Origin of the sequence: Frondihabitans australicus (genome assembly GCF_003634555.1) — a bacterium.
Taxonomy (GTDB): domain Bacteria; phylum Actinomycetota; class Actinomycetes; order Actinomycetales; family Microbacteriaceae; genus Frondihabitans; species Frondihabitans australicus.
Genome location: NZ_RBKS01000001.1, coordinates 1,483,439 through 1,499,037, shown reverse-complemented (window position 1 = coordinate 1,499,037; position 15,599 = coordinate 1,483,439). Strand labels below are relative to the sequence as shown.

The 15,599-nt window shown below is 67.5% G+C and carries 16 protein-coding genes; 9 read left to right on the top strand and 7 right to left on the bottom strand.

All coding sequences use genetic code 11. The features are described 5' to 3' along the window. Nucleotides 1-13 precede the first annotated feature (13 nt). From erpA to C8E83_RS06920, 4 genes are all read left to right on the top strand, one after another. Nucleotides 14-385, top strand: coding sequence for an iron-sulfur cluster insertion protein ErpA (erpA, locus tag C8E83_RS06935; protein WP_121369049.1), 372 nt, complete (start codon nt 14-16; stop codon nt 383-385). A 200-nt stretch (nt 386-585) separates the two neighbouring features. Beyond that, nucleotides 586-1,479: an aa3-type cytochrome oxidase subunit II gene (gene ctaC / locus C8E83_RS06930; protein WP_121369048.1), complete on the top strand. Its 894-nt coding sequence runs from the start codon at nt 586-588 to the stop codon at nt 1,477-1,479. Nucleotides 1,480-1,490: 11 nt separating this feature from the next. After that, nucleotides 1,491-3,227, top strand: coding sequence for an aa3-type cytochrome oxidase subunit I (gene ctaD / locus C8E83_RS06925; protein WP_121369047.1), 1,737 nt, complete (start codon nt 1,491-1,493; stop codon nt 3,225-3,227). Nucleotides 3,228-3,231: 4 nt separating this feature from the next. Further along, nucleotides 3,232-3,654 (top strand): cytochrome c oxidase subunit 4, encoded by a 423-nt coding sequence (locus tag C8E83_RS06920; protein ID WP_121369046.1) that lies wholly within the window; start codon nt 3,232-3,234, stop codon nt 3,652-3,654. A 737-nt stretch (nt 3,655-4,391) separates the two neighbouring features. On the opposite strand, the gene qcrB is transcribed toward C8E83_RS06920, so the two are convergent. From qcrB to ctaE, 4 genes are all read right to left on the bottom strand, one after another. Then, complete coding sequence (qcrB, locus tag C8E83_RS06915; RefSeq protein ID WP_121371783.1) at nt 4,392-5,993, bottom strand: cytochrome bc1 complex cytochrome b subunit; 1,602 nt, start codon at nt 5,991-5,993, stop codon at nt 4,392-4,394. An 86-nt stretch (nt 5,994-6,079) separates the two neighbouring features. Then, nucleotides 6,080-7,147, bottom strand: a complete 1,068-nt coding sequence (gene qcrA, locus C8E83_RS06910; protein ID WP_121369045.1) for a cytochrome bc1 complex Rieske iron-sulfur subunit — start codon at nt 7,145-7,147, stop codon at nt 6,080-6,082. Nucleotides 7,148-7,241: 94 nt separating this feature from the next. Beyond that, on the bottom strand, nt 7,242-8,090 hold the full coding sequence (qcrC, locus tag C8E83_RS06905) for a cytochrome bc1 complex diheme cytochrome c subunit (protein WP_121369044.1): 849 nt from the start codon (nt 8,088-8,090) through the stop codon (nt 7,242-7,244). 21 nt (nt 8,091-8,111) lie between these two features. Beyond that, nucleotides 8,112-8,756, bottom strand: a complete 645-nt coding sequence (gene ctaE / locus C8E83_RS06900) for an aa3-type cytochrome oxidase subunit III (RefSeq protein ID WP_121369043.1) — start codon at nt 8,754-8,756, stop codon at nt 8,112-8,114. A 93-nt stretch (nt 8,757-8,849) separates the two neighbouring features. On the opposite strand from ctaE, the gene trpD reads away from it, so the two are divergent. Next, nucleotides 8,850-9,902: an anthranilate phosphoribosyltransferase gene (trpD, locus tag C8E83_RS06895; RefSeq protein WP_121369042.1), complete on the top strand. Its 1,053-nt coding sequence runs from the start codon at nt 8,850-8,852 to the stop codon at nt 9,900-9,902. Nucleotides 9,903-9,965: 63 nt separating this feature from the next. Here trpD and glpK read toward each other — a convergent pair whose 3' ends face one another. Together glpK and C8E83_RS06885 are read right to left on the bottom strand one after the other, a co-directional pair. Continuing rightward, entirely contained in the window at nt 9,966-11,483 is a 1,518-nt protein-coding gene (gene glpK, locus C8E83_RS06890; protein ID WP_121369041.1) for a glycerol kinase GlpK, read from the bottom strand. Between the two features lie 94 nt (nt 11,484-11,577). Next, entirely contained in the window at nt 11,578-12,300 is a 723-nt protein-coding gene (locus tag C8E83_RS06885) for an MIP/aquaporin family protein (RefSeq protein WP_121369040.1), read from the bottom strand. A 207-nt stretch (nt 12,301-12,507) separates the two neighbouring features. Here C8E83_RS06885 and dhaK point away from each other — a divergent pair, with 207 nt between their 5' ends. The 3 genes from dhaK to dhaM all read left to right on the top strand — a co-directional run bounded on the left by dhaK (nt 12,508) and on the right by dhaM (nt 14,932). Further along, a complete protein-coding gene (gene dhaK / locus C8E83_RS06880) occupies nt 12,508-13,509 on the top strand; it encodes a dihydroxyacetone kinase subunit DhaK (RefSeq protein ID WP_121369039.1) in 1,002 nt (333 codons plus the stop codon). 83 nt (nt 13,510-13,592) lie between these two features. Then, a complete protein-coding gene (dhaL, locus tag C8E83_RS06875; RefSeq protein WP_121369038.1) occupies nt 13,593-14,243 on the top strand; it encodes a dihydroxyacetone kinase subunit DhaL in 651 nt (216 codons plus the stop codon). Further along, a complete protein-coding gene (dhaM, locus tag C8E83_RS06870) occupies nt 14,240-14,932 on the top strand; it encodes a dihydroxyacetone kinase phosphoryl donor subunit DhaM (RefSeq protein ID WP_121369037.1) in 693 nt (230 codons plus the stop codon). The genes dhaL and dhaM overlap by 4 nt, the downstream gene beginning before the upstream one ends. On the opposite strand, the gene C8E83_RS06865 is transcribed toward dhaM, so the two are convergent. Beyond that, nucleotides 14,929-15,336 carry a YchJ family protein gene (locus C8E83_RS06865; RefSeq protein WP_121369036.1) on the bottom strand — a complete coding sequence of 136 codons (408 nt, stop codon included), beginning with the start codon at nt 15,334-15,336 and terminating at the stop codon, nt 14,929-14,931. The genes dhaM and C8E83_RS06865 overlap by 4 nt on opposite strands. 59 nt (nt 15,337-15,395) lie before the next feature. Between C8E83_RS06865 and C8E83_RS06860 the strand changes: the two genes are divergently transcribed. Continuing rightward, nucleotides 15,396-15,587 (top strand): hypothetical protein, encoded by a 192-nt coding sequence (locus C8E83_RS06860; protein ID WP_121369035.1) that lies wholly within the window; start codon nt 15,396-15,398, stop codon nt 15,585-15,587. The last annotated feature ends 12 nt before the right edge of the window (nt 15,588-15,599 follow it).

Sequence of the window (15,599 nt, the reverse complement as noted above, 5' to 3'; positions counted from 1 at the left end):
GAAGGAGGCACCAATGACAGACACCGCCACCGCCATCGACACCCTCGTCGACGGCCCCACGCACGGCGTGCTGCTCACCGACCAGGCGGCGACCAAGGTCAAGAACCTCCTCGCGCAGGAGGGGCGTGACGACCTTCGCCTCCGCGTCGCGGTGCAGCCCGGCGGCTGCTCGGGGCTCATCTACCAGCTCTATTTCGACGAGCGCCTGCTCGAGAACGACGCCACGCGCGACTTCGACGGCGTCGAGGTCGTCGTCGACAAGATGAGCGTGCCGTACCTCGACGGCGCCTCGATCGACTTCGAAGACACGATCGAGAAGCAGGGTTTCACCATCGACAACCCGAACGCCCAGGGCTCCTGCGCCTGCGGTGACAGCTTCCACTGAGGTCGCTTCCAGACGACGAAGGGGAATCATCCAGACGGATGGTTCCCCTTCGTCGTCGGGCCGGGTTTTTCGTCTCGGAGTCGACAGACCCGCCCGCGCCTGCGACAAAAGCACCCCGTCTCTGCGAGTAGGCTAAGCATGTTCCGTCTCTTACTGAGAGCCTGAACGCGCCCCACACACGCGTCATCCGAGAGGTAACAGTGCGCTCAAAACGTCGACTTCGTCTGGCAGCCATCCCCGCGGCGGCCGGCCTGATCCTCGCTCTGTCCGGCTGCTCCCAGCAGGAGCTCAAGGGCTGGCTCCCGAGCTCGGCGGGCGTTACGAACCACACCTCGAGCGTCATCGGCCTCTGGGTCACCTCCTGGATCGTGCTCCTCGGCGTCGGCCTCATCACCTGGGGCCTCATCATCTGGGCCGTCGTCGTCTACCGCCGCCGCAAGAACCAGACCGGCCTCCCGGTGCAGATGCGCTACAACATGCCGATCGAGATCTTCTACACGATCGTGCCGCTGTTCCTCGTGCTCGGCTTCTTCTTCTTCACCGCGACCGACCAGTCGGCGATCGAGAAGCCCACGGCCCACCCCGACGCCACGATCACGGTCTACGGCAAGCGCTGGGCATGGGACTTCAACTACATGAACACCGCCGACAAGTCCAAGAGCGTCTACTACCAGGGCATCCAGGCGCAGGAGCTCGGCGGAGGCAACATCGACGAGTCGAAACTGCCCGTCCTGTACCTCCCCAAGGGTGAGAGCGTCAAGATCATCCTCAAGTCGCGCGACGTGATCCACTCCTTCTGGGTGATCGACTTCCTCTACAAGAAGGACATGATCCCCGGCAAGACCAACTACGAGTACTTCACCCCCGAGAAGCTCGGCACCTACGCGGGCAAGTGCGCCGAGCTCTGCGGCGAGTACCACTCGCTCATGCTGTTCAACGTGAAGGTCGTCACCCCGTCGCAGTACCAGGACTACCTGGCGAGCCTCCGCAAGGCCGGCAACGTGGGTGATCTCGGCAACAAGTACGACCAGAACACGAACAACCCCACCAACACCACCCCGGTCGCCGCAGGCGCCGACAGCTCGAGCAAGTAAGGCAGCGTTCGATGACAGCCACTGCAACCAGGCCGACCACGGGCGGCCAAGGCCAGAACTTCACCACGTCGCGTGTCGGCCGTAAGGGCAACGTCGTGGTCCGCTGGATCACCTCGACCGACCACAAGGTGCTCGGTTACCTGTACCTGATCACCTCGTTCTGCTACTTCCTGGTCGGCGGCATCATGGCGCTGGTCATCCGCGCCCAGCTGTTCGAGCCGGGCCTCTCGATCGTCGCCACGAAAGAGCAGTACAACCAGCTGTTCACGATGCACGGCACGATCATGCTGCTGCTCTTCGCGACACCGCTCTTCTCAGGCTTCGCCAACGCGGTCATGCCGCTTCAGATCGGTGCGCCCGACGTGGCGTTCCCGCGACTGAACGGCTTCGCGTTCTGGCTGTACTTCTTCGGCGCGCTCGTTGTCATGGCCGGCTTCCTCACCCCGCAGGGCGCCGCGTCGTTCGGCTGGTTCGCGTACGCACCTCTGTCCGACACAACGTTCACGCCAGGGCTCGGCGGCAATCTCTGGGTCTTCGGCCTCGCCCTGACCGGCTTCTCCACGATCCTGGGCGCCGTGAACTTCATCACGACGATCATCACGATGCGTGCCCCGGGCATGACCATGTTCCGCATGCCGATCTTCGTGTGGAACACTCTCGTCACGTCGATCCTCGTGATCATGGCCTTCCCGGTGCTGGCTGCGGCGCTCTTCGGACTCGGGTTCGACCGGGTGTTCGACGCGAACGTCTTCAACCCGGCCAACGGTGGCGCGCTCCTGTGGCAGCACCTGTTCTGGTTCTTCGGCCACCCCGAGGTGTACATCATCGCCTTGCCGTTCTTCGGCATCGTGTCGGAGGTCTTCCCGGTCTTCAGCCGCAAGCCGATCTTCGGCTACAAGACGCTGATCTACGCGACCATCGCCATCGCCGCCCTGTCGGTCACGGTGTGGGCCCACCACATGTACGTCACCGGCTCGGTGCTGCTGCCGTTCTTCTCGCTGATGACCATGCTCATCGCGGTCCCGACCGGTGTGAAGATCTTCAACTGGGTCGGCACCATGTGGCGAGGCTCGATCACCTTCGAGACGCCCATGCTCTGGGCCATCGGGTTCCTCATCACCTTCACCTTCGGTGGTCTCACCGGCGTGATCCTCGCGTCTCCGCCGCTCGACTTCCACGTCTCCGACTCGTACTTCGTCGTCGCGCACTTCCACTACGTGGTGTTCGGCACGGTCGTCTTCGCCATGTTCTCGGGCTTCTACTTCTGGTGGCCCAAGTGGACGGGCAAGATGCTCAACGAGCGTCTGGGCAAGGTTCACTTCTGGCTGCTGTTCATCGGCTTCCACATGACCTTCCTCATCCAGCACTGGCTCGGCGTGCTCGGCATGCCCCGCCGTTACGCGACCTACCAGCCGAGCGACGGCTTCACCTGGATGAACCAGCTCTCCACCACCGGCGCCATGCTGCTCGGCGTCTCGATGCTGCCGTTCGTCTACAACGTGTACATCACGGCGCGACTCGCTCCGAAGGTGGCCGTGAACGACCCGTGGGGCTACGGCCGTTCGCTCGAGTGGGCGACGTCCTGCCCGCCTCCCCGTCACAACTTCACCTCGATCCCGCGCATCCGCTCGGAGTCCCCGGCGTTCGACCTCAACCACCCCGAGGCCGGCCTGCCCGTCGGCATCGGCCCGCTGAAGGACGCCCCCGAGGCCCCCACGTACGACGCACAGACAGGAAGCGTGAAGTAGCGCCATGAGAGCACAGTCCAACATCTTCTGGGTCATGGCGGTCTTCTTCCTGCTCGCCGACGCGGCTTACACGATCTGGAGCCTCCTCTCGACCGAGTTCCACAAGGTCGAGTGGGTCGGCACGGTGGGCATCGGCCTCGCCGCCATCGCCTCGATCTTCCTGGCCTTCTACATGAACCGGTCGCACTTCGCCCAGTCGGGCGAGCTGCCGGAGGACCGCCTCGACGCCAACATCGACGACGGCGACCCGGAGATCGGCTTCTTCAACCCGTGGAGCTGGTGGCCCATCGCCCTCGCCGGCGGTTGCACCCTGTGCTTCCTCGGCCTCGCGGTCGGCACCTGGATCTGCTTCTTCGGCGCCGCGATCGTCGCCGTGACGCTCGTCGGCTGGGTGTTCGAGAACTACCGCGGCATCCACCAGCACTGATTTGGCGTCAGGCGGCCCGCTGAGGCCGTCGTGGCGCGGGCGGGGCATCACCTTCGGGTGGTGCCCCGCTCTTGCGTGTGCGGGGTGCGGCGGCGTGCCGTGGGGTGGCGTGCCGTGGGGTGGCGTTGTTGTCAGTGGTGAGAGCTGCTTCGGTTGGAAGCACGTGCCGGCCTTCTCGACGGCAGCTACGCGCGGCAGCGCCGACCTCGGCAGCACCGACGCGCGGCAGCACCGACGCGCGGCAGCACCGACGCGCGGCAGCACCAACGCGCGGCAGCACCAACGCGCGGCAGCACCAACGCGCGGCAGCACCAACGCGCGGCAGCACCAACGCGCGGCAGCACCGACAGTGCAGCCCGCCTGCCCGGGGCCGGGCTGTGTCGGTTGTAGACACACGCACGGAGGCGCTGAGGCTCGCAGCGGGGGAGTGCGGCGCGATTCACGCATCCCGGCGCGACGCGTCACGGCGTCTTGCGTGAAACGCGCCGCGACACCGCCCCTGTCGCCGTGGTCAGCCAGCAGGCGCCGGACAGCACTCCGTGCAGCCTGGCCGTCCACTGCTCGCGGCGCGGCGCGGCGCGGCCTCATCGGGCGCGACGGCTCAGGGGCCCGGCAGAAGGTTTGGCCCCGCCGGGCGTCGCCCAGATCCTGCGCCCACGGTGAACGACCTGCAGAACGCGAAAGGGCCCGCCTGCGTGTGCAGGCGGGCCCTCAGGCGTTGACGCGGGGGAGCGCGGCTAGTGCGACGCCCCGGCCTCGACCTCGTGGTGCTCGGAGTGGGCGTGCGCCGCCTCCAGCTCGGACGGCGTGACCGGCGAGATACGGTCTTCGAAGAAGAAGCCGGAGAGCGACGCACGCACGCGCTCGATCGGGGTGATGACACCCTTCTCGTTCGGGCGGGCCAGAAGCGGCTCGTACTCGTTGAAGCTCGTGAGGGTCCAGAGCTCGTACTTGTCGAGCGGGGTGTGGACCTCGATGAACTCGCCACCGGGGAGGCGCACGATACGACCCGACTCGTGCCCGTGCAGCGCGACCTCGCGGTCTTTCTTCTGCAGACCCAGGCACACGCGCTTCGTCACCCAGAAGGCGATGAACGGTCCGATGACCGCGAAGAACTGCATCACGTGGATCACCTGGTCGATCGACAGCTTGAAGTGCGTCGCCATGAGGTCGGACGAGGCAGCGCCCCAGAGAGCCGCGTAGAGCGTCATGAACGCGGCACCGAAGCCGGTGCGGGTCGGGGCGTTGCGCGGACGGTCGAGGATGTGGTGCTCGCGCTTGTCGCCGGTGACCCAGCCCTCGATGAAGGGGTAGAGGGCGACTGCGCCGAGCAGGAACAGCAGGACCGCGATCGGGACCAGGATGTTGAACGAGACGGTGTAGCCGCCCCAGACGACTTCCCAGTGCGGTGGAACGAGTCGCAGCGCACCGTCGGCGAAGCCGATGTACCAGTCGGGCTGGGTACCCGCCGAGACCGGTGAGGGGTCGTAGGGACCGTAGGTCCAGATCGGGTTGATCGTGAACAGCGAGGCGATCAGGACGATCACGCCGAAGACGATGAAGAAGAAGCCGCCGGCCTTCGCCGCGAACACCGGCATGACCGGCACGCCCACGACGTTGTCGTTGGTCTTGCCCGGGCCGGCCCACTGCGTGTGCTTGTTGATCACCAGCAGGAGCAGGTGGGCGCCGAGCATCGCGATGAGGAGAGCGGGCAGGAGCATGATGTGCAGCGAGTACAGGCGGCTCACGATCGCAGTGCCGGGGAACTCCCCGCCGAACAGCAGGTACGAGATCCACACGCCGACCACCGGGATGCCCTTGACCATGCCGTCGATGATGCGGAGGCCGTTGCCCGAGAGGAGGTCGTCGGGCAGCGAGTAGCCGGTGAAGCCCTCGGCCAGCGCCAGGATGAACAGCACGAAGCCGATGAACCAGTTGAGCTCGCGCGGCTTGCGGAACGCACCAGTGAAGAAGATGCGGAGCATGTGCAGGCCGATGGCCGCGATGAACAGCAGCGCCGCCCAGTGGTGGATCTGACGGAAGAGCAGACCGCCGCGGACGTCGAACGAGATGTTCAGCGTCGACTGGAGCGCCGCCGACATCTGGATGCCCTTGAGGGGCACGTACGAGCCCTGGTAGGTCACCTCGGCCATGGAGGGCTGGAAGAAGAACGTCAGGAACGTTCCCGACAGCAGGATGACGACGAAGCTGTAGAGAGCGACCTCGCCGAGCATGAACGACCAGTGGTCGGGGAAGATCTTGCGGCCGACCTCTTTGACGAGGCCGGACATCGAGGTGCGCTCGTCGACGTAGTTGGCGGCGGCCCCGAAGAACTTCATGCCCTTGGCGGGGCGGACGGGCTGGTTGCCGGCCTCGGCGTACGAGAACTCGTGCGCGTCGTCGGAGGAAGAGGGGGTGGTGGTGATCACTTGTCGCGCTCCCAGAAGCTCGGGCCCACAGGTTCGTGGAAGTCGCTCTGCGCCACGAGGTAGCCCTCGTCGTCGACCATGATCGGCAGCTGCGGCAGCGGGCGGCTCGCTGGGCCGAAGATGACCTTGCAGTTCTCGGTCACGTCGAACGTGGACTGGTGGCAGGGGCAGAGGAGGTGGTGCGTCTGCTGCTCGTAGAGGGCCACGGGGCACCCGACGTGCGTGCAGATCTTCGAATAGGCAACGATTCCGTTGTACTGCCAGTTCTCGCGACCGGCCGGCTCGTGGAGATCCTCCGGCTTGAGACGCATGAGGAGAACGGCGGCCTTGGCTTTCTCTTCCAGCATGTCTTCGGACGTGAGCAGGTTCTCGGGGATCACGTGGAACACCGAGCCGAGCGTCACGTCGGAGGCCTTGATCCTCGTCCCCGTGGGGTCGATCGTCAAGTGCATGCCCTTCTTCCAGAGCGTGTGCTTGAGGACGACGTTCGGGTCGGTCTTCGGGCCGAGGTCGCGGAAGATCACGACGCCGGGCAGGATGAAGGCGACCAGCGCGCCGAAGAGGCTGTTGCGGATCAGCGCGCGACGGCCGAAGCCCGACTCCTTGTTGCCGAGCTCGAAGACCTCGGCGGCCTTCTGGCGCGTCGGCTCGGAGCCGCGCGTCAGGTGGCGCATCTCGGTGAGCTCGCGGGACGGCATCAGCGTCTTGGACCAGTGGACCGCGCCGATTCCGATGGAGAGCAGGCCCAGCGAGATGCCGAGGCCGAGGAACAGGTTGTTCAGGCGGATCGAGTGCGTGTCGCCCGGCGTGATCGGGAAGGCGATGTAGGCCGCGACCGCGAGGCAGCTGAAGATGACCGAGAGGAAGAACAGGAACGAGACCTGGCGCTCGGCGCGCTTCTCCTCCTGGGGGTCCTTGTCGGTGACGCGGGGGCGGTGCGGCGGCTCGCCCGGGTTCTCGAACTGCTCGGTCGGGATGACCGCGGTGCCGGATGAGATCTGACGAGGCTCGTGATGAGCGACAGCCGAGCCCGCTTCCGGGTTCTCGTCGTCGTGATCTGCCATGGTGCTGCCTTTCGGTGAGTGCAGGTCTCGCGAGTGCTGATGCTCGCGGGAAGTGTGTGCGGTCTCGGTGCCGGGACTGTTGTTGTCGGTGCCCCTAGTTGGACTTCGCGGTCAGCCAGACGGTGACGGCCACGATCGCGCCCAGACCGAAGATCCAGATGAACAGGCCCTCGGACACGGGGCCGAGGCTGCCCAGCTCGAATCCACCCGGGGACGGGTTCTTCTCGAGGTACTTGAGGTACGTGATGATGTCCGCCTTCTCCTGCGGCTTGATGTTCAAGTCGTTGAAGACGGGCATGTTCTGCGGGCCGGTGAGCATGGCCTCGTAGATGTGCTTGGCCGAGACGCCCTTGAGCGACGGGGCGAACTTGCCCTCGGTCAGGGCGCCGCCGGCACCCGCGACGTTGTGGCACATGGCGCAGTTGATGCGGAACAGCTCGGCACCCTTGGCGGCGTTGCCGTTCGCCTGCAGGTACTTCGAGGAGGGCTCGGCGGGGCCGGTGCCCAGCGAGGCGACGTATGCCGCGAGCTCCTGGATCTGGCTGTTGGTGAACGCGACCGGCTTCTCGAGCGCCTGCGGGCCGTTGGCGGCGGCGGGCATGCGACCCGTGCCGACCTGGAAGTCGACCGCCGCGGCGCCCACGCCGATGAGGCTGGGACCGGCCTTGGTGCCGGACCCGTTGATGTTGTGGCAGGTGGCGCAGTTCGCGTTGAAGAGCTTCTCGCCCTGGTTCACGGCGCTCTGCGACGACGAGGCGGTCGTGGCCGTCGTGCCGGAGTCGGCGTTCGCGGTCGAGGTGAACAGCGCGTAGGCGCCGCCGGTGGTGAGCAGGCCGACCAGGATCAGCGAGACGGTCGCCAGGGGGGAGCGGCGGCCGGAGCGCTTGCGCTTCGTGCCGGCCGTCTTCGTGACGCTCTTCGAGGCGGAGTTTTTCGAAATCATGCGGTGAAGGGGATCCAATGCCTATTTGAGGATGTAGATGACCAGGAAGAGGCCGATCCACACGACGTCGACGAAGTGCCAGTAGTACGAGACCACGATCGCGCTGGTCGCCTCGCGGTGACCGAAGTTCTTGACCGCGTAGGCACGACCGATGATGAACAGGAAGGCGATGAGACCGCCGGTCACGTGCGCGGCGTGGAACCCGGTGGTGAGGTAGAAGGCCGAGCCGTACGCGCTGGACTGCAGCGTGACGTGGTCGGCGACGAGGTTGGTGTACTCGTACATCTGCAGCGAGACGAACGTGGCGCCCATGGCATAGGTGAGGAAGAGCCACTCGACCATGCCCCACTGCGAGACCTGGAACAGCTTGCCCGTGCGCTTGCCCTGCATGCGCTCGGCCGCGAAGACGCCGAACTGGCAGGTGAAGCTGGAGAGGACCAGCGTGACCGTGTTGAACGCCGCGAAAGGCACGTCGAGCTTGGCCGACTGTGATGCCCAGAGCACCGGCGAGGTGCTGCGGAGGGTGAAGTAGATCGCGAACAGGCCGGCGAAGAACATCACCTCGCTCCCGAGCCAGACGATGGTGCCGACGGCAGCGGTGCTCGGCCGGTTGACGACCGGAGCACCTGAGGTTCTCGAGAGGGGGGTACTTGTCACAAAAGCCATTATGGCCGAAAAACCCGCCCGTGATTCGCCTTGACAGCCTGCCAGTCTCGACATCGAGGAATCTGAAAGTCCGTGATTAGTAGGCTGGGAGCCATGACCGACGAGCTCACCTGGCCCCGCCTCCTCGACGCTCTCCTGGAGGGGAGCGACCTCTCGATCGCCGAGGCCACCTGGGCGATGGAGCAGGTCATGACCGGCGCTGCGACTCCGTCGCAGCTCGCGGCATTCCTGGTCGCGCTGCGCGCCAAGGGCGAGACGGTCGACGAGATCGTGGGGTTCCGCGACGCGATCCTGGCGCACGCGCTTCCGCTCGACGTGGACTCGATGGCGGTCGACATCGTCGGCACGGGCGGCGACCGCTTCGGCACGGTGAACGTGTCGACGATGGCGTCCATCGTCGTCGCGGCGTGCGGTGTGCCGGTCATCAAGCACGGCAATCGCGCGGCCAGCTCAGCCTCCGGTGCTTCCGACGTGCTGGGCGCCCTGGGCGTCGACCTCACGCGCGATCCGGCGCGTGTCGCCGAGGTGCTCGACGAGGTCGGGCTCACCTTCGCCTTCGCGGCGGCCTTCCACCCCGGCTTCAAGCACGCGGCCGTGACGCGGCGCGAGATCGGCGTGCCGACCGTCTTCAACTTCCTGGGTCCGCTGACCAACCCGGCACGGCCCGAGGCCAGCGCCGTCGGCGTGTCGAACGCGACCAAGATCCCCCTCCTCGTCGGGGTCTTCCAGACCCGTGGCGCGACCGCCCTCGTGTTCCGCGGCGACGACGGCCTCGACGAGCTCACGACCACGGGGCACAGCCACATCTGGGAGGTGTCGGCGGGGTCCGTGACCGAGCACGACTTCGACCCGCTCGAGCTCGGCATCCCGCGCGCCCGGATCGACGACCTCCTCGGCGGCGACGCCGCCCACAACGCCGAGGTCGCCCGCCGCACGCTGGCCGGCGAGACGGGCCCGGTGCGCGACATCGTGCTGCTCAACGCGGCCGCGGGGCTGGTGTCGTTCGCGCTGGCGCAGGATCCCACGCAGCGCGAACGCCCGATCATCGCGCGGTTCGCGGAGCAGCTCGAGATCGCACGGAAGGCGATCGATGACGGCAGCGCTACGGCGAAGCTCGACGCGTGGGTGGCGGCCACGCAGCGCTAGCCTCCGCGTACGGGAAAGGCCCGGCAGGAGCGATCCTGCCGGGCCTTCTCGTTCTTCCGAGGACTACTGCACGTCGCCGTCGACCCAGTCGAAGGTCTTCGTCACGGCCTTCTTCCAGAGGCGGAGCTGGCGGTCGCGCTCGTCAGCGTCGAGGTTCGGCTCCCAGCGCTTCGACTGCTGCCAGTTCGCGCGCAGGTCGTCGAGGTTCGCCCAGAATCCGACGGCGAGCCCCGCGGCGTAGGCCGCACCGAGCGCCGTCGTCTCCGCGACGACGGGTCGGACGACGGGAACGTTGAGGATGTCGGCCTGGAACTGCATGAGGGCGTCGTTGGCGGTCATGCCACCGTCGACCTTCAGCTCGGTCAGGTCGACGCCGGAGTCGGCGTTCACCGCATCCAGGACCTCGCGGGTCTGGAAGGCGGTCGCCTCCAGCGCGGCCCGGGCGATGTGGCCCTTGTTCACGTAGCGGGTCATGCCGACCAGCGCACCACGTGCATCCGACCGCCAGTACGGGGCGAAGAGCCCCGAGAAGGCGGGGACGAAGTACACGCCGCCGTTGTCGTCGACCGTGGTGGCGAGGGCCTCGACCTCGGGGGCCGAGTTGATGATGCCGAGGTTGTCGCGGAGCCACTGGATCAGCGACCCGGTCACGGCGATCGACCCCTCGAGCGCGTAGTGGATCGGCCCGTCGCCCAGCTTGTAGCCGATCGTCGTGAGCAGGCCGTTCTCGCTCTTCACCTTCTCCTCGCCCGTGTTGAAGATGAGGAAGTTGCCGGTGCCGTACGTGTTCTTCGACTCGCCGGCGTCGAACGCCGCCTGGCCGAAGGTGGCGGCCTGCTGGTCGCCCAGGATTCCGGCGATCGGCACCTCGCGCAGCAGAGAGGAGCTCGACGCGTAGCCGTAGATCTCCGACGACGACTTGACCTCGGGCAGCATCGACTTCGGCACGCCGAAGACGTCGAGGATGTCCTGGCGCCACTCGAGGGTCTCGAGGTCGAGGAAGAGCGTGCGCGACGCGTTGGTGACGTCGGTGACGTGCACACCGCCGTCGGTCCCGCCGGTGAGGTTCCAGAGCACCCAGGTGTCGGTCGTGCCGAAGAGGAGGTCTCCGGCCTCGGCCTTCTCGCGGGCTCCCTCGACGTTCTCGAGGATCCACACGATCTTCGTTCCGGCGAAGTAGGTCGAGAGGGGGAGTCCGACGATGTCCTTGAAGCGCTCGACGCCTCCGTCGGCGGCGAAGCGGTCGACGATCTCCTGCGTGCGGGTGTCCTGCCAGACGATTGCGTTGTAGACGGGCTCGCCGGTGTTCTTGTCCCAGACGACCGCGGTCTCGCGCTGGTTGGTGATGCCGATGGCCTTGATGTTGTGGCGCGTGATGTTGGCGCGCGAGAGGGCCTGGCCGATCACCTCGCGGGTGTTCTCCCAGATCTCCTTGGGGTTGTGCTCGACCCAGCCCGCGTGGGGGAAGATCTGCTCGTGCTCGAGCTGGCCGGTCGAGACGATCGAACCGGAGTGGTCGAAGACGATGGCGCGGCTCGATGTCGTGCCCTGGTCGATGGCGAGGATGTAGTCGTCGCTCACGGGTGGTGCTCCTTCGTCGTTGAGTGGTGAGTCGTTCGGATGTCGGTCGGGACCGCCGCGTGGGCCGTCATGCCCACGCGGCGGGGATCGTGCGTCAGTGCACGACGGGGAGCAGCGGGAAGGACAGCAGCGCGGCGAGGGCGCCGCCGACCAGCGGGCCGACGACCGGCACCCAGGCGTACGACCAGTCGCTCGAGCCCTTGCCCTTGATGGGCAGGAAGGCGTGCGCGATGCGGGGGCCGAGGTCACGGGCCGGGTTGATCGCGTAGCCGGTCGGGCCACCGAGCGAGACGCCGATCACGAGGACGATGAAGGCGACCGGGAGTGCTCCGAGGGCGGCCGGCGTCTTGCCGTTCGTGAAGGCGATGATCGAGAACACGAGCACGAAGGTGCCGATGATCTCGGTGATGAGGTTCCAGGCGTAGTTGCGGATGGCGGGGCCGGTGGAGAAGACGCCGAGCTTGGCGGCGGGTTCGGGCTCCTGGTCGAAGTGGTCGCGGTAGGCGAGCCAACAGAGCGTGGCGCCGATGATGGCCCCGAGGAACTGCCCCAGCACGTAGATGCAGAACTGCACGAACGTGATGTTGCCCAGGATCAGCTGGGCGAGGCTCACGGCGGGGTTCAGGTGCGCGCCCGACGAGTAGGAGACCGTGACGCCGGCGAAGACGGCGAAGGCCCAGCCGAACGTCACCATGAGCGTGCCGCCGTTGAAGCCCTTGGTCTTGGTCAGGGCGACGTTCGCGACGACACCCGTACCCAACAGGATCAGGACGGCGGTACCCACCGTCTCGGACAGAAATATGGTTCCCAGAGTCACGTCGACCGTCCTTTGTCGATTAACGAGCAGAGCACGTCGAACGAGCTCTGCGGTGAGCGTTTGTCATCACCATAGACCCGAGATAGGCCCTCGATACCAACACGCACAGACTTTGTTTTGTGTCTGGCTCTGTCCGTTCGTTTGGCGCTAGCGTGTGCTCAGCACGGTGACCACACCGTGTGCTCGCGCTCACCGGGGAGGCCTGCGATGAAGAAGCTCATCAACGATCCGAAGAACGTCGTCGACGAATCCGTGGAGGGCTTCGGCCTCGCCCACGGCGACCTCGTGGAGGTGACGCCCGATCCGCTGTTCGTCTCGCGCGCGGGCGGCGCGACCACGGGCAGAGTCGGACTCGTGTCGGGAGGCGGCTCGGGCCACGAGCCGCTGCACGCCGGATTCGTCGGCTACGGCATGCTGACGGCGGCCGTGCCGGGCGCCGTGTTCACGTCGCCGACGCCGGATCCGATCGTGGCGGCGACGCTCAAGGCCGACGGCGGCGCGGGCGTGCTGCACATCGTGAAGAACTACACGGGCGACGTGCTCAACTTCGAGACCGCCGCCGACCTCGCCGACGCCGAGGGCGTCCGCGTGGTGTCCGTGATCGTCGACGACGACGTCGCCGTGAAGGACAGCCTGTACACGGCGGGTCGCCGTGGCGTCGCGGGCACCGTCGTCGTCGAGAAGTGCGCGGGCGCGGCCGCCGAGCGCGGAGACGACCTCGACGCGGTCGCCGCAGTCGCCACGAAGGTGAACTCGGTGACCCGCACCATGGGCGTCGCCCTCACCGCCGGGATCGTGCCGCACGCCGGCGAGCCGAGCTTCACGCTGCCCGAGGACGAGATCGAGATCGGCATCGGGATCCACGGCGAGCCCGGGCGCGAGCGGATCAAGCTCGAGAGCGCCGACGCGATCGTGGACCGCATGCTCGCGCCGATCCTGGAGGACCTCCCGTTCTCCTCGGGCGACCGGGTGCTGCTGTTCGTCAACGGGATGGGCGGCACTCCGCTCGTCGAGCAGTACATCGTCTACCGCCATGCCGCCAAGGTGCTGGCCGACAGGGGCATCGAGGTCACGCGTACGCTGGTGGGCAACTACGTGACGAGCCTCGAGATGCAGGGCGTCTCGATCACTCTCACGAAGCTCGACGATGAGCTCACCGATCTGTGGGACGCCCCCGTCGAGACCGCCGCGCTGCGCTGGGGTCGCTGAGGCGCCTCGCCGAAGCCGAGGGTCGCCAGGCCGCACCGCAAGGGCGGCCGAGGCCCGTCCGCACCGAAAGGAACACACGAAGCATGAGCGTGGGAATCGACTGGGTGAAGGCCTGGGTGGGCGACACCGTGAGGGTCGTCTCCGAGAACAGGGTGAGGCTCATCGAGCTCGATCGGGAGATCGGCGACGGCGACCACGGCGAGAACCTCGACCGCGGTTTCCAGGCCGTCAAGGCGAAGTTCGACGCGCTGCCCGACGGCGAGACGCCCGCCGCGGCGCTCAAGCTCGTCGCGACCACGCTCATCTCGACCGTCGGGGGAGCCTCGGGCCCGCTCCTCGGGACGGCGTACCTCAAGGGGTCGCAGGCGCTCGGCGACGCGACCTCCCTCGACTCCGCGGCGATCGCGGCCTTCCTCACCGCGGCGCGCGACGGCGTCGTGATGCGCGGCAAGGCCGAGGTCGGCGACAAGACGATGATCGACGCCTGGACCCCGGCCGTCGACGCCGCGTCCGCGGCCGCCGAGGCCGGCAAGAGCGTCGCCGAGACCCTCGAGGCCGCGGCGAGCGCCGCCGAGAAGGGCGCGGAGTCGACCGAGCCGCTGGTCGCGCACAAGGGGCGCGCCAGCTACCTGGGGGAGCGAGCGGTGGGGCATCGAGACCCCGGCGCGGAGTCGTCTTCCCTGATCCTGCGAGCCGCAGCCGACGCGGCCACGGCGACGGAGGCCTCCGCATGACCGGCGCCGTGGGAATCGTCGTCGTCTCGCACAGCGCGAAGATCGCCGAGGGCACCGTCGAATTGGCACGTCAGATGGCGCCGACGGTCACGTTCGTCGCCGCCGGCGGCAGCGACGAGGGCGGCATCGGCACGAGCTTCGACAAGATCTCGTCGGGCATCCAGGACGCCCAGGGCGGTCACGGTGTCGTGATCCTGTGCGACCTCGGTTCGGCAATCCTCACCGCCGAGACGGCGATCGACTTCCTCGACGACGCCGAGAAGGCCCAGGTCGTCATTGCCGACGCACCGGTCGTCGAGGGCACTGTCGCCGCCGCCGTCGCCGCCGAGACCGGTGGCACTCTGCAGGACGTCCTCGCTGCCGCCCGCACCGCGACCGGTATCGCCGACCCGCATGCCGACGAGCACACGCTGACCCGCGACGAGGTGCAGGGCGCCGTCGAGCGCTCGGCGGTGCTCGTCAACCCGTCGGGCCTTCATGCGCGCCCGGCGGCCGAGTTCGTGAAGCACGCCTCGAAGTTCGACTCGACGATCCAGATCAACGGCGTCGACGCCAAGAGCCTGCTCCGCATCATGGGGCTGGGCCTGGCTCAGGGCTCCACGGTGAGCATCGTGGCGACAGGAGCCGACGCATCGGCCGCGGTCGACGAGCTCGTGTCTCTCGTCGAAAGCGGTTTCGGCGAGGTCTAACTAGCCTCCAGCCCGCGTCGCACGGCGTCGACGTAGAGCCACCGGCCGCCGCGTCGGGCGAATCGGCTGTTCTCGTGCTGCGTGGCCGCGCCGCCGCCGGCCGGGCGGTAGTGCGCCGTGAACTCCACGGTGCCTGCCGCGTCGAACGGCCCGCCGCCCGTGGTGCCCTCGATGTCGAGGCGGAACCACCGGAGGCCCGGGTCGAGGTCGAGCGTCGAGGGCCGGGTCTCAGGAGCCCACGTGGCCAGCAGGTAGTCCGCGTCGCCCACCGCGAACGCCGAGTACCGCGACCGCATCAGTCGTTCGGCCGTCGGTGCGACCTCGGCGCCGTCGTGCAGGGGCCCGCAGCACTCGCCGTACGGGTTGCCGGAGAGGCAGGGGCAGGGGCCGGACGAAGCGCGCACCGGGAGATTGTCTCACCCGGGCTCCTGCCCTCAGACCGCCCGACGCGTAGGCTCGGCCCATGCGCATCGTCACCCTCATCGTCGCCGCCCTCGCGAGCATCGTCGCCGTCGTGATGTCGCGGCGCGCGGCGGCCGAGGCGAAGAAGCAGGCGAAGTTCGAGCGCCGGCTGCACGCGGTCGAGCACGCCGCGCACCAGAAGCCGGGTCTCGTCGTGGTGCCGAAGATCCCGAAGGTCAAGCGCTACAGCTGAACCGCCCCTTCG